Source organism: Xanthomonas sp. A1809, assembly GCF_017746015.1.
Lineage (GTDB): Bacteria > Pseudomonadota > Gammaproteobacteria > Xanthomonadales > Xanthomonadaceae > Xanthomonas > Xanthomonas euvesicatoria.
The window spans coordinates 323,820-337,532 of record NZ_JAGHWZ010000003.1 but is presented as its reverse complement, the minus strand read 5'-3'; the positions used below and the strand labels follow the sequence as shown (position 1 = coordinate 337,532).

At 65.3% G+C, this 13,713-nt stretch carries 10 protein-coding genes; 6 read left to right on the top strand and 4 right to left on the bottom strand.

Annotated features, from left to right (window positions below):
- Positions 1-124: 124 nt before the first annotated feature.
- Positions 125-1,501 (bottom strand): signal recognition particle protein, encoded by a 1,377-nt coding sequence (gene ffh / locus J7396_RS02555; RefSeq protein WP_209260908.1) that lies wholly within the window; start codon positions 1,499-1,501, stop codon positions 125-127.
- 330 nt (positions 1,502-1,831) lie between these two features.
- On the opposite strand from ffh, the gene ccsA reads away from it, so the two are divergent.
- Positions 1,832-2,623, top strand: a complete 792-nt coding sequence (gene ccsA / locus J7396_RS02550) for a cytochrome c biogenesis protein CcsA (RefSeq protein ID WP_008571117.1) — start codon at positions 1,832-1,834, stop codon at positions 2,621-2,623.
- 264 nt (positions 2,624-2,887) lie between these two features.
- Here ccsA and J7396_RS02545 read toward each other — a convergent pair whose 3' ends face one another.
- Positions 2,888-3,937: an aldose epimerase family protein gene (locus tag J7396_RS02545; RefSeq protein ID WP_011346786.1), complete on the bottom strand. Its 1,050-nt coding sequence runs from the start codon at positions 3,935-3,937 to the stop codon at positions 2,888-2,890.
- Positions 3,938-4,174: 237 nt separating this feature from the next.
- Between J7396_RS02545 and J7396_RS02540 the strand changes: the two genes are divergently transcribed.
- Positions 4,175-5,758, top strand: coding sequence for an alpha-L-arabinofuranosidase C-terminal domain-containing protein (locus J7396_RS02540; RefSeq protein ID WP_122272229.1), 1,584 nt, complete (start codon positions 4,175-4,177; stop codon positions 5,756-5,758).
- Between the two features lie 224 nt (positions 5,759-5,982).
- Here the strand turns inward: J7396_RS02540 and J7396_RS02535 are convergent, their stop codons facing one another.
- Positions 5,983-6,351 carry a response regulator gene (locus tag J7396_RS02535; RefSeq protein WP_014089653.1) on the bottom strand — a complete coding sequence of 123 codons (369 nt, stop codon included), beginning with the start codon at positions 6,349-6,351 and terminating at the stop codon, positions 5,983-5,985.
- Complete coding sequence (locus J7396_RS02530) at positions 6,344-7,507, bottom strand: PAS domain-containing sensor histidine kinase (RefSeq protein WP_046937560.1); 1,164 nt, start codon at positions 7,505-7,507, stop codon at positions 6,344-6,346. The genes J7396_RS02535 and J7396_RS02530 overlap by 8 nt, the downstream gene beginning before the upstream one ends.
- 159 nt (positions 7,508-7,666) lie before the next feature.
- On the opposite strand from J7396_RS02530, the gene J7396_RS02525 reads away from it, so the two are divergent.
- The 4 genes from J7396_RS02525 to J7396_RS02510 are packed head-to-tail and all read left to right on the top strand — an operon-like array spanning position 7,667 to position 13,375.
- Positions 7,667-10,846 (top strand): response regulator, encoded by a 3,180-nt coding sequence (locus J7396_RS02525; protein WP_209260907.1) that lies wholly within the window; start codon positions 7,667-7,669, stop codon positions 10,844-10,846.
- Positions 10,819-11,667, top strand: coding sequence for a CheR family methyltransferase (locus tag J7396_RS02520; protein ID WP_008571108.1), 849 nt, complete (start codon positions 10,819-10,821; stop codon positions 11,665-11,667). Before J7396_RS02525 ends, J7396_RS02520 begins: the two co-directional genes overlap by 28 nt.
- Positions 11,664-12,248, top strand: coding sequence for a chemotaxis protein CheB (locus J7396_RS02515; RefSeq protein ID WP_011346781.1), 585 nt, complete (start codon positions 11,664-11,666; stop codon positions 12,246-12,248). The genes J7396_RS02520 and J7396_RS02515 overlap by 4 nt, the downstream gene beginning before the upstream one ends.
- Positions 12,245-13,375, top strand: coding sequence for a hybrid sensor histidine kinase/response regulator (locus J7396_RS02510; protein ID WP_008571106.1), 1,131 nt, complete (start codon positions 12,245-12,247; stop codon positions 13,373-13,375). The genes J7396_RS02515 and J7396_RS02510 overlap by 4 nt, the downstream gene beginning before the upstream one ends.
- The last annotated feature ends 338 nt before the right edge of the window (positions 13,376-13,713 follow it).

Below are 13,713 nucleotides of genomic sequence, written 5' to 3'. Positions count from 1 at the left end.
ACGGGCACGGGCACCTGCCGCGCCCGTCTACCTTGAAGTGGTCTGCCACGCCAGCACAAGGGCCAGCGCAAGATGCACGCACTGCGCCTGCGAATGTCTTCGCAGCGCGGCGTACGCAGGTTGCTCAGCGGAACGGCATGCCGCCGCGGCCGCCCATGGCGCCCATCATGCCCTTCATGTTGCGCATCAGGCCCTTCATGCCGCCGCCGGCCAGCTTGCCCATCATCTTTTCCATCTGCTGGTACTGCTTCATCAGCTTGTTGACGTCGGCCGGCTGCATGCCCGAGCCGCGGGCGATGCGGGCGCGGCGCGAGCCGTTGAGCAGCGCGGGGTTGCGGCGCTCTTTCTTGGTCATCGAATTGATGATGGCGATCATGCGCGGCACTTCCTTGCCGGTGACCTGCTGCTTGACGTTGTCCGGGATCTGGCCCATGCCCGGCAGCTTGTCCATCAGCCCATGGATGCCGCCCATGTTCTGCATCTGCTCGAGCTGTTCCTTCATGTCGTTGAGGTCGAACTTCTTGCCCTTGGCGACCTTGGCGGCGAGCTTGGCGGCCTTTTCCTGATCGACGCTGTGCTCGACCTGCTCCACCAGCGACAGCACGTCGCCCATGTCCAGGATGCGGCTGGCAACGCGGTCGGGATGGAACACATCCAGGCCGTCGGTCTTTTCGCCGGTACCGACGAACTTGATCGGCTTGCCGGTGATGTAGCGCACGCTCAGTGCCGCGCCGCCGCGCGCGTCGCCGTCGGTCTTGGTCAGCACCACGCCGGTCAGCGGCAGCGCCTCACCGAACGCCTTGGCGGTGTTGGCCGCGTCCTGGCCGGTCATCGCATCGACCACGAACAGGGTTTCGGTGGGGTTGACCGCGGCGTGCAGCGCCTTGATCTCGTCCATCATCGCCTGATCGATCGCCAGGCGGCCGGCGGTATCGACCAGCAACACGTCGACGAACGACTTCTTCGCATCGGAGATGGCCGCGCGCACGATGTCCACCGGCTTCTGCGAGGCGTCGGAGGCGAAGAACAGCACGCCCACCTGTACGGCCAGGGTCTTGAGCTGCTCGATCGCGGCCGGGCGGTAGACGTCGGCCGAGACCACCATGACCTTCTTCTTGCGCTTTTCCTTCAGGTGCTTGGCGAGCTTGCCGACCGTGGTGGTCTTGCCTGCGCCCTGCAGACCGGCCATCAGCACGATCGCCGGCGCCGGCACGTTGAGGTTGAGGTCGGTGGCGGCCGCGCCCATGACGGCGGTGAGCTCGTCGCGCACCACCTTGATCAGCGCCTGGCCCGGGGTCAGCGACTTGAGCACTTCCTGACCGACTGCGCGCACCTTGATGCGCTCGATCAGCGCCTGCACCACCGGCAGCGCCACGTCGGCCTCGAGCAGCGCGATGCGCACTTCGCGGGTGGCTTCGCGGATGTTCTCCTCGGTCAGGCGGCCGCGGCCGCGCAGGCGCTCCATGGTGCCGGAGAGACGTTGGGTAAGGGACTCGAACATGCGCAAAGGACCGCGGAGGGGAAACGGGTGCCGATTATAGCGGCACCGGCTGGCGGCCGGCCCCAGCCCCGGAAACGTGACCTTTTAAGGAACTCTTCGACCGCACCGCGCGGCGGGCAATCCGCCGGGACCGGGACTGCGACGAGCAGAACGGCAGCAAGGCCGGTAATAGACGCTCTACTGCATACCCGGCGCACCCCCGCTTCATGCGAGGTACCGCCCCCCTTGCCGGCCAGCAAAACCCAAGCGACCCATTGCCAGGCTTCCCCGATTCCCCGATTCCCGATTCCCCAATCCCCAATCCCGGCCCCACCATGCGAAACTTCCACGATGACAATCGTTCTCATCGCGTTCGCCCTGTATCTGCTTGCCACGGCACTGCTCACCCGGGCGGTGTTGCGCGATGGCAACCAATCGCCTGCGCACTGGCTGGCGCCCGCATTGGCTGCAGTGGCCTTGCACGCCGGTTACCACGTGCTGGTGGCCGTGCGCACCGCCGGCGGGCCGGACATGCACTTCTTCGCGGCCTTGTCGTTGTGCGGGCTGGGTATGGCTGCGCTGACGGCGGTGTTCGGCGGCCGCGGGCGGATGGCGGCGGTGGGTGTGGTGGTGTTCCCGCTGTCGGCGATCCTGCTGGCCAGCTACCACGCCTACGGCCATGAGCCCAGTTCGGATCTGGGCTGGCGACTCGAATTGCACGCGTGGCTGGCCTTGCTGGCCTACGCCACGCTGGGCATCGCTGCGCTGCTGGCAATCATGCTGTGGCTGCAGGAACGCGCGTTGCGGCGGCGCGATTTCCATAGCTGGCTGCGCGCACTGCCACCGCTGACCGAGCTGGAAACGCTGCTGTTCCGCACGATCACGGTGGGCTTTGTGCTGTTGAGCCTGACCCTGCTGACCGGCCTGTTGTTCGTGCAGGACTTCCTGGCGCAGCGGCTGTTGCAAAAGACCGTGCTGAGCATCCTGTCGTGGATCGTGTTCGGTGCGCTGCTGATCGGCCGCTGGCGCAATGGCTGGCGCGGCACCAAGGCGGTGCACTGGACGCTGACCGCGATGGCGCTGCTGGTGCTGTCGTTCTTCGGCAGCAAGTTCGTCATCGAGCTGGTGCTGGGGCCGCGTTGAGCGCGGTTGGCCTAGCCCAGCGTCTCTGATGTGAAATCGAACACGGCGAAGTGCGATCGCCTGGATTGCACATCCTGGCCGGTGCGCTGGCCGCGCGCACGGATCGAACTTCTGCGGCCTGCTACGGGCAGGCACACCAGAGCATTGGCAACCCAGGCTTGCGGCAACTGAAGGTCTTGCAACTTCAGAGTGGGCACTGCGATCAGCGGTGCCGGGTCGCGCCCGCACGACGCAGCTCAGCCAACCCCCAAGCGCTGAAATCTCTCACGCATCCAGCGCGGCGCGCACGGCGTCCCAGGGCTGGTCCGGCCCCGCCTTGGCAAAGCGATAGCTGATACTGCGGCGGTAGGTCTGACCCGGCCGCAGGATGGTCGAAGGGAAGTTGGGGTGGTTGGGAGCGTCCGGATAGTCCTGCGGCTCCAGGCATACGCCACGGCCCAGTCCGGGATGGTGGGCGTCCAGATGCTGGCCTTCGTACACCTGCACCGCCGGGGCATCGCTGCTGATGCGCAGCGCCACGCCACTGTGCGGGGAGTACAGCTCGGCAACGCAGTCCGCGTCGGCGGCCAGCACCAGACACTGGTCGTAGCCCTTGCCGAGGATGATCTGGGGATGCGCCGGCTGAATGTTGTCGGCCAGCGCAGCAGGCTGGCGGAAATCGAATGGCGTACCGGTCACCGATGCGATCTCGCCCGTGGGGATCGACTCGGCATCCACCGGCAGGTAGCGATCGGCCGGCACGCGCAGCACCTGCGCTGCGGCCCGCAGCTGCGGGTCGCCGGACAGATTGAAATACGGGTGGTGGGTAAGGTTCAACGCAGTCGCGGCATCGCAGTGCGCTTGGAAGTTCAGCTGCAGGCTCAGCCCGTGAAGCTGTAGGTGCGCGCGCACATGCAGATTGCCGGGGTAGCCCTCTTCGCCATCGGGTGAGTCGTAGCCCAGCAGCACCTGGTCCGGCGCCTGCTCCAGCACGCTCCACACCCGTCGCCCGAAACCGCGCAGCCCGCCGTGCAACTGGTTACGCCCCTCATTGGCGGCCAGCACGTGGGTGACGCCCTCCAGGGTGTAACGCGCACCGGCGATGCGGTTGCCGAAGCGGCCCACCAGAATGTTGAGGCTGTCGCCATCGGCAGCATAGGCGGCTAGATCCGGCAGGTTCAGCACTAGCGGCACGACACCCTGTGCGGTGGTCAACTGCAGCGTATGCAGGATGCCGCCGTAGGTGAGCACCTCCGCCTGCAGACCAGCCTGGCTGCGTAGCGTGAGCGCATGGATTTCGACACCGTCTGGCAACTGCCCGAACACTCGCTGCATGGATCGTCCTGCCGATGAGGTAGCCCGCGAGCATAGCCGCATGCGATGGCTGCCGACCATGCCGCCGCGCACATCCTGGCCGGCGAGGCGATTGCAGTGGCGAAGCGACTGCCGCGCTCGCCTGCAGCGGCCGCGCTGCAGCAATACAAAGGGCGGCCACCGGCACTACGCTAGCCGCGCACTTCCCATCGCAGCAGCACCCACCCGACCATCGACCAGCACAGGAGCACCGACCCGATGCAGTGGATTTCCCCCGCGTTGCAGGCATCGCGCAGGCAGCTGTTGAACGCCGTTTTCGTCGCCGCCGCGCTTGCCAGCGTGCCGGCCAGCTTCGCTGCCGAGGTCAAGGTCAGCGGCACCTTGCGCGTGGACCAGCCCGGCGCGCAGGTGTCACGGCAACTGTTCGGCCAATTCGCCGAGCATCTGGGCACCGGCATCTATGGTGGCGTGTGGGTGGGCGAGGAATCGTCGATCCCCAATACGCGCGGCTATCGCAACGACGTGGTCGCCGCGCTGAAAGCCATTGCCGTGCCCAACATCCGCTGGCCTGGAGGTTGCTTCGCCGACGAATACCACTGGCGCGATGGCGTCGGCACGCCGGGCAAGCGCCCGATCCGGGTCAACACGCACTGGGGCGGTGTGGAAGAGTCCAACCGTTTCGGCACGCACGAGTTCATGGACTTCACCGAATTGCTCGGCACCCAGGCCTATGTCGCCGGGAATGTGGGCGATGCTGCGCCGGAGGAGATTGCGCAGTGGACCGAATACATGACCGCGCCGACACGCTCGAGCCTGGCCAACGAGCGCCGCGCCAATGGCCGCGATGCGCCCTGGCAGGTTCCCTACTTCGGTGTGGGCAACGAGCTGTGGGGCTGCGGCGGCAATATGCGCGTGGAGTACGCAGCCGATGTGTTTCGCCGCTACCAGACCTTCGTCAAGTCGCCGGCCAACCAGAAGATTTTCAAGATCGCGCCCGGCCCAAGCGACGACGACTATCACTGGACCGAGGTGATGATGCGCGAGGCCACCAAGTTCATGGATGGGCTGAGCATGCACTACTACACCATTCCCGGTGGCTGGCCGCCGCGCGCGTCTTCGACCACGTTCGACGAAACCGCGTGGATCCAGACGTTGTCACGCACGCTGGTGATGGACGAGCTGATCACCAAGCACAGCGCGATCATGGACAAGTACGACCCGGCAAGGAAAGTGTCCCTGGTCGTGGACGAATGGGGCACCTGGTATGCGCCATTGCCAGGCACCAATCCCGGCTTCCTGCAGCAGCAAAACAGCCTGCGTGACGCGCTGGTGGCGTCGCTCAACTTCGACATCTTCAGCCAGCATGCCGAGCGTGTGCGCATGGCCAACATCGCGCAGATGGTCAATGTGCTGCAGGCGATGATCCTCACCGATGGCGAGAAGATGGTGCTGACGCCGACCTATCACGTGTTTGCGCTTTACAAGCCCTACCAGGACGCCACACACCTGCCGCTGCAATTGCAGACACCTGCGTATCGTCATGGCGACACGCAGGTGCCGGCCGTGCACGGCTCGGCGGTCAAGGCGAAGGACGGCCATGTGTATCTCGCGCTGACCAACCTGGACGCGACTGCGGCGGCGGCTGTGAGCGTGCAGGTGGAAGGGCTGCCGCTGCGTGCGGTGGAGGGACAGATCCTGACCGCACCGGCGATCACCACGTACAACACCTATGCGCAGCCACAGGCCGTTGCGCCGGCGGCATTCAAAGGCGCACGTGTCCAAGGCAAGGCAGTGAACGTGGCGCTGCCGGCGCATTCGATCGTGATGCTCAAGTTGCGATGAGCGATCGGATGCAATGCACAGGGCCTGCCCAGGCGCATGACGTGTCGGGCACAGCCAGCCGTGTGGCGCCGCGTTGCCGCGTGCGGGCGCGCCTTCGAACCGGGCGATCGTTGCATCTGATGTGCCTGTGGTCACGTCGCCGTGCCGGCGTGACACTCCGGGTTGAAGGCGCCATCAACAAGGCGCACTAGCAGCGCCGTCGATGCCGCACGCCCAGCCAACGTTTACGCGTTGGCGGCGGTACTCTTGAGCATGTCGATGAGCTGGCGCAGGCGGTAGGGTTTGGGCAGGAAATCGACCTGAGCCGGCAACGGCGGCAACTGCGCCTTGGCAAATCCCGAGGCCAGAATCACGCGTGCCTGCGGCAGCAGTTGCGCCACCTGCTCGCTCAGTTCAATGCCCGACATGCCGTTGGGCATGCGGATATCACTGAACACCACATCGTACGGGCCGCTGTCGCGCACCATGCGCAACGCGCTGTGACCATCATCGGCGGTGTCGACGCTGATGCCGGCATCGCGCAGCGCTTCGCCGATCAGTTCGCGCAGTTCTTCTTGGTCTTCCACCATCAGCAGGCGAAGGGATTCAGTCATGCTCGGCCTCCTCGACGGCCGGGAGAAACACGGTGACGGTGGTGCCGCGTCCAGGTGCGGTCTCAAGCTCGACGAAGCCACCGGACTGGGATGCGAAGCCATAGACCTGGCTCAAGCCCAGGCCGGAGCCCTTGCCGACATCTTTGGTGGTGAAAAAAGGTTCGCTGGCGCGCTGTGCAACGTGGGCGGACATCCCCGGACCATCGTCGCGTACCGCAAGGGCGACGTACGGGCGAAGGACGCCTTGGTGGCCTGAGGGTTCGGGTCGTTGCGCAGCAGAAGCAAGCAACACGATGCTGCCGCCAGCGGGCATCGCATCGCAACTATTGAAGACCAGGTTGAGCAGCGCCGCCTCCAGCTGTCCAGGGTCGACGCGCACATGCGGCAGTGCGTCGGCGAACTGCAACGCCAAGCTCACACCCGGCGGGCAGGCACGCCGTAACAGTTCCAGCGAACGGGTCACGATGTCGTTGACGGGGTGGCGCTCGGGGTTCAGCTGTTGCCCGCGCGCGAAAGCGAGCAGTTGCCGCGTCAACAAGGTGCCGCGATCCACCGCAGTTTGCGCCACTTCGATCAACATGCGGGTGCGCGCATCTTCACCAGCGCTCAGCGCTATCAGGTCCAGGCTGGTCACCATCACCGTGAGCAGGTTGTTGAAATCGTGGGCCATGCCCAGCGTCAACCGGCCCAAGGCTTCGACCTTCTGCGATTGCAGCAACGCCTGCTGCGCCTGTTGCAGCAACTGCTGCGCTTCATGGCGCTCGGTCAGATCGCGGGTGACTTTTGCAAACCCGACCAGCACGCCGAATTCCAGCACCGGTTCGATCACCACGCTGGCCCAGAACCGGCTGCCGTCCTTGCGCAGGCGCCAACCTTCGGCAGCGAAGCGCCCTTCTTGCTTGGCAATTTCCAGATTGCGGCTGGGTTCGTCGCGTTGCGCATCCTCGGGCAGGTAGAACCGCGAGAAATGCGTGCCCAGGACCTCGCTTGCGCTGTAGCCCTTGATGCGCTCGCCGCCGGGGTTCCAGCTGCGAATATGCCCACCAATATCGAGCATATAGATCGCGTAATCGGACACGCTCTGTACCAACAGCTGACACTGCCGGCTGTCGTAAGAAAGCGGCCCTGCGCTGTCGACGGCCGTTTCCGCATCCATCGCGCGATGATTCTCCGGAAAAGCGCGGGACCATATTGATAGCGACGTGAAGGCTGCGTGCAAGCCAACCCGGCAGCAAAAAGCGTCAATTTCCCGGCGATTTGTGCGTGAAAGTTATCGGCTACCATGACCGCCCTTCCAGTTCGGTCCACGCACCTTATGCACACCATCTCGACCACACGCGACCGCTGGGTGTGGGTCATCGCGGGGGCCTTGATGGCTGGAACGCTGGGCATGGAACTGGTAACCCCGCTCGGTTATGCAGTGTGGCTGACCTACTTCGTGGCAGTGGGCGTGACGGTGTTTCAGAACCGCCCGCAGGTGCCACTCATCGTCGGCGTGCTGTCGTGTGTCTTGCTGGCGATCGGTTTTCAGCTCGCGCCACCAAGCACGAATTCGAGCTTTTCCTCGGTCAATCGCAGCATTGGCGGCGTGTCGTTCCTGGCAATGGCGTTGGTGGTGATGCAGGCGATCCGCGCACGCCGCCAGGCCGAATTCGCACTGTGGCTGCAGCAGGCAGAAAACACGGTCGAAGCCAGTTTGCGCGGCGATCAGGCACCGCAGGAGCTGGCCGATGCCGCGGTGCGCGCACTGTGCCAGACACTGGATGCGCAGGTCGGCGCGCTGTATCGCATCGAGGGCGACCGTCTGCGACTCACCGGTGGTGCCGCGTTGCCGCCGGATCTGCCGCAGACGCTGCCCACCGCAGCCGGCCAGCTCGGCGAAGTGCTGCAACGTGGCACGGTGCGTCGCATCCGTGGCATGGACGCCGGGCATCTGCAGATCGCCTCCGGGCTGGGCCAGAGCAGCTGCCAGGAGCTGCTGCTGGCGCCGATCACCGCCGACGACCGGGTGATCGGCGTCATCGAGCTCGGGCGCGTGACCGACCCACGCACCGCCGGCTCGCGCGAAGAAGAACTGCTGGCACGCTGCGGCGAGAACATCGGCCTGGCACTGCGCACCGCATTGCTGCGCGCGCAGCTGGTGGCGTTGCTGGAAGAAACCCAGCGACAGAGCGAGGAACTGCAGACCCAGCAGGAAGAACTGCGCGTGGCCAACGAGGAACTCGAAGAACAGAGCCGTAGCCTGCAGCAATCGCAAAGCGACCTGGAAATGCAGCAGGCAGAACTGGAACAGACCAACGTGCAGCTGGAAGAGCGCACGCAGGCGCTTGAGGCGCAAAAGCAGGCCTTGTTGATCGCGCAGAATCAGCTGGTGCGCAATAGCAACGAGTTGTCCACTGCATCGCGCTACAAGTCGGAATTCCTGGCCAACATGTCGCACGAGTTGCGCACGCCGCTCAACAGCGCCTTGATCCTGGCCAAGTTGCTGGCCGACAACAAGGACGGCACGCTCAGCGCCGAGCAGGTGAAATATGCGCAGGCGATCCTGTCGTCCAACAACGACCTGCTGGCGCTTATCAACGACATCCTGGACCTGTCCAAGATCGAAGCCGGGCACGTGGAGCTGGCCGACGAAACGGTCGTCACCGATTCGGTGCTGCAACGCCTGCGCGAAACCTTCGAACCGCTGGCGCGACAGAAGGGTCTGGCATTGGAGATCGCGGCAGCTGCCGGCGCGCCGGCACAGTTGGTCGTCGACAACCAGCGCCTGCAGCAGATCCTGAAGAACCTGTTGGCCAACGCCATCAAGTTCACCGAACACGGCAAGGTCAGCTTGACGGTCCAGGCGCATGCGCCCGGCCGTGTGCACTTTGCGGTGACCGATACCGGCATCGGCATCGCGCGCGAACAGAGCGAGGTGATCTTCGAAGCGTTCCGTCAGGCCGACGGCAGCACGCGCCGCCGTTATGGCGGTACCGGGTTGGGTCTGTCGATTTCGCGCGACCTGGCCCAACGCATGGGCGGCAGCATCAGTGTGGACAGCGAGCCCGGGCGCGGCAGCTGCTTTACGCTGGAATTGCCGACCGATGGCGCACCTGCGGAGGTGACCGGCCCTGCCGATGCAGCTGCGAACGCCGCCGCGGTCGCAGGCCCGGCGTCTGCTGCCCATGTGCAACAACGCAACGGCAGCGCGATGGGTGCGCAATCCGGCGCGACTGGTCGTGCGGTGGCCCACACGGTGCCGGTGCCGGTGCCGATCGCATCGCCCAACGCTGCACCGATCCAACGGGCCGACGACGATCGCGACCAACGCAGCCGCCCCGGCCGGCTGATCCTGGCGGTGGAAGACGACACCCGCTTTGCGCAAGCACTGGTGGAACTGGCCCACGAACTGGATTTCGATTGCGTGGTGGCCCCCAACGCAGAAGAGGCCCTGCGCCTGGCCGCCGAGATGCGCCCGAGCGGCATCCTGCTGGACATCGGCCTGCCGGATGCGTCCGGTCTGAGCGTGCTCGAACGCCTCAAGCGCGATCCGGCCACTCGCCATGTGCCTGTCCACGTGGTGTCCGCGCTGGAACGCAGCCAGATTGCGCTGGAGCTTGGTGCGGTTGGCTACCTGATCAAGCCGGCCACGCGCGAACTGCTGGCCGGTGCGATCCGCCAGCTGGAAGAAACCAATGCACGCGCAGTGCGTCGTTTGTTGATCGTCGAGGACGACAGCGCATTGCGCGCGAACCTGCAATTGCTGCTGGCGCGCGACCAGCTGGACATCGTCGCGGTCGGCAGCATTGCCGAGGCGATGGATCAGCTGGCAGGCTCCACCTTCGATTGCATGGTCACCGATCTGGCCCTGCCCGACGGCAGCGGCTACGACCTGCTCGAACGCATGGCCGGCAACGATGCGGTCGCCTTCCCTCCCGTGATCGTCTACACCGGGCGCGCCCTGACCCGCGACGAAGAACAAGGCCTGCGCCGGTATTCCAAGAGCATCATCATCAAGGGCGTGCGCTCGCCGGAACGCCTGCTCGACGAGGTGACGCTGTTCCTGCACAGCGTGGAAGCCTCATTGCCCAGCGATCAGCAGCGCCTGCTGCGCGAAGCACGCCGCCGCGACGCGGTGCTGGACGGCGCCACCGTGTTGCTGGCCGAAGACGATGTGCGCAACATCTTTGCGCTCTCCAGCGTGCTCGAACCGCTGGGCGTCACGCTGCAGATCGCACGCAATGGCCGCGAGGCGCTGGAGCACCTGGCCAAGCACGAGGTGGACCTGGTCCTGATGGACATCATGATGCCGGAGATGGATGGCATCACCGCGATGCGGCAGATCCGTGCGAACCGTCAATGGCAGGATCTGCCCATCATCGCGCTGACCGCCAAGGCCATGGCCGACGACCGCGAACGCTGCCTGGAAGCCGGCGCCAACGACTACATCGCCAAGCCCATCGACGTGGACAAGCTGGTCTCGCTGTGCCGCGTGTGGTGCTCGCGGCAATGAACGCGGTAGAGCTGTTCGACCTGGAACTGCGCGTGCTGCTGGAAGCGGTCTTCCAGCGCTATCACTACGACTTCCGCGACTATGCAGTGTCGTCGTTGCGACGGCGCATGCGCCACGCGATGGCGCGTTTCGACTGCGCGCGCGTGGCCGATCTGCAGCACCGTCTGCTGCACGAGCCGGACACCTTCGCGCAGGCGATGCAGTTCTTCACCGTGCAGGTCTCGGAGATGTTCCGCGACCCGGCATATTTCCGCGTCCTGCGCGAGCATGCGGTGCCGGTCTTGCGTACCTATCCCTCGATCAAGCTTTGGGTGGCAGGCTGCAGTACCGGTGAAGAAGTCTGGTCCCTGGCCATCCTGCTGCACGAAGAAGGCCTGTTGGAAAAGGCGGTGATCTACGCCACCGACATCAACCCCGAAGCGCTGGGCATGGCCGAAGCCGGCGCCTATGGCATCGATCGTATCGCGCAGTTCAGCCGCAATTATCTGGACGCCGGTGGCCGCACCTCGCTGTCGGACTACTACACCACCGCTTACGACGGTGCGGTGTTCGACCGGCGCCTGAAACGCAATATCGTGTTCGCCGATCACAGCCTGGCCACCGACACGGTGTTTTCCGAAGTCCACTTGGTGTCGTGCCGCAACGTGCTGATCTATTTCAACCGCAGCTTGCAGGATCGCGCGGTGGGGCTGTTCTACGACGCATTGGTGCATCGCGGATTTCTCGGATTGGGCAGCAAGGAGTCGCTGCAGTTCGGCGCGCACGCGCAGGCCTTTGAAGCCTGCGCGCGTGAGCAGCGGCTGTATCGGAAGGCCGCATGAGCCGCGCGTCTGCAGCCCAGTGTTTCGATGCGATCGTGATCGGTGCCTCCGCCGGTGGCGTGATGGCCCTGCAGGCGTTGTTGTCCGGGCTGCCGGCAGATTTGCCGATGCCGGTGTTGGTCGTGCTGCATCTGCCGCGCGACCGCCCCAGCCACATCGCCGAGCTGCTGGATGCGCGCTGCGCGTTGCCGGTGCGCGAGGCCGACGACAAGCAACCGCTGCTACCCGGCACCGTCACCATCGCCCCGCCCGACTACCACCTGCTGGTGGAAACCCGCCACAGCCTGGCGTTGTCGATGGATGCGCCGGTGTTGTTTTCGCGCCCGGCGATCGACCTGCTGTTCGAATCGGCTGCCGATGTCTTCGGCGAACGCCTGCTGGCGATCCTGCTCACCGGTGCCAGCAGCGACGGCAGCGCCGGGGTGGCCGCGGTGCGTGCGGTGGGCGGTACCGCCTGGATCCAGCGCCCCGATGACGCTGCCGCCTCGTTGATGCCCGCCTCCGCTCTCGCCCACGCCGGCGCCGATGCGGTGCTGACCTTGCAAGCCATCTGCACCCGACTGGAAGCTTTTCACGCATGAACCTCACCGCGACCGGCCTGGCTGCAAGCAGCGACGACACCGAATCGACCAAGATCCTGATCGTGGACGATGTGCCGCAGAACCTGGTGGCCATGGAAGCGCTGCTGCAACGCGACGGCATCCGCGTGCTATGCGCGGCTTCCGGTGCGCAGGCGCTGGAACTGCTGCTCGAACACGACGTGGCATTGGCGCTGCTGGACGTGCACATGCCGGAAATGGACGGCTTTTCGCTGGCGGAATTGATGCGCGGTTCGCAGCGCACCCGGCATGTGCCGATCATTTTCCTGACCGCCTCGCCAAACGATCCGATGCGCGCTTTCCAGGGTTATGAAACCGGCGCCGTGGATTTTCTGCACAAGCCGATCGAGCCGCACGTCATCCTGAGCAAGGTCAACGTGTTCATCGAGTTGTACCAGCAGCGGCGGCTGCTCAAGGCGAGAAATGCCTCGCTCGAACGCGCGCTCACGCTCAACGAAACCATGATGGCCGTGCTCACCCACGACCTGCGCACGCCGCTGTCGGTGATCCTGCTGTGCGCCGACAAACTCGGCCTGGATGTTGATGCCGACAGTTCGGCGGCGCGCACGCTGGAACACCTGGAAAATAGCGCGCACCGCATGTCGCGCATGGTCGAGCAATTGCTGGATTTTTCGCGCCTGCGCACCGATGGTTTGCCGATGCAGTTCGGCCCATGCAACCTGGGCGAGGTGGTGCACAGCGTGGTGGGCGAAGTGGCGCAGGCCAATCCGCACACTACGATCGACCTGCGCACCGAGGGCGACCTGGATGGCGATGGGGATGGCGACCGGTTGGCGCAGGTCGTGTCCAATCTGGTCGGCAACGCCGTCCTGCATGGCGGACGCCATCCGGTGCAGGTGCATCTGGATGGACGCGAACACGACACCCTGCGCCTGTCGGTGCGCAACGCCGGCAGCATCCCCGACAGCCTGATGCCGCGCCTGTTCGAACCGTTCAAGGCCAGCTTCCATGCCAGCCAAGGACTGGGACTGGGCCTGTTCATCGCCGACCAGTTCGTCAAGGCACACGGCGGCACGCTGCAGGCGCGCAACGAGGACGGCGATGTGGTCTTCGAAGCACGACTGCGCCGCCACAACCTGGCAGCCTGACCGCCGCACGTTCCCGGCAACTGCAGTGCCGGTGCGCACGCGGGTGTAGTACGACCAGCGCATCTTGGCCGATGCATTGCCACGGCCTCCAGCAAGAGGGGCCAACAGCGCGCTGCCGTCGATCGACGCACAACAGATCCGCTGCCGCCGTGTCAGCGAGCCCGACAGCCAGGGTCTTGGCAGTGCGCCAGGCGGCCCAGGTGACAGCCAACTCAAGCAGTGCCGTTGCACCCCATGCGCCGTATGCTCGTGCGGCCAGCGCGCTGGACGCACGCTCCTGCCCCACTGCTCTCCAGTTCTTGGTCGTACCAACATCCCTTGGTCATCCTCGGGTGCAC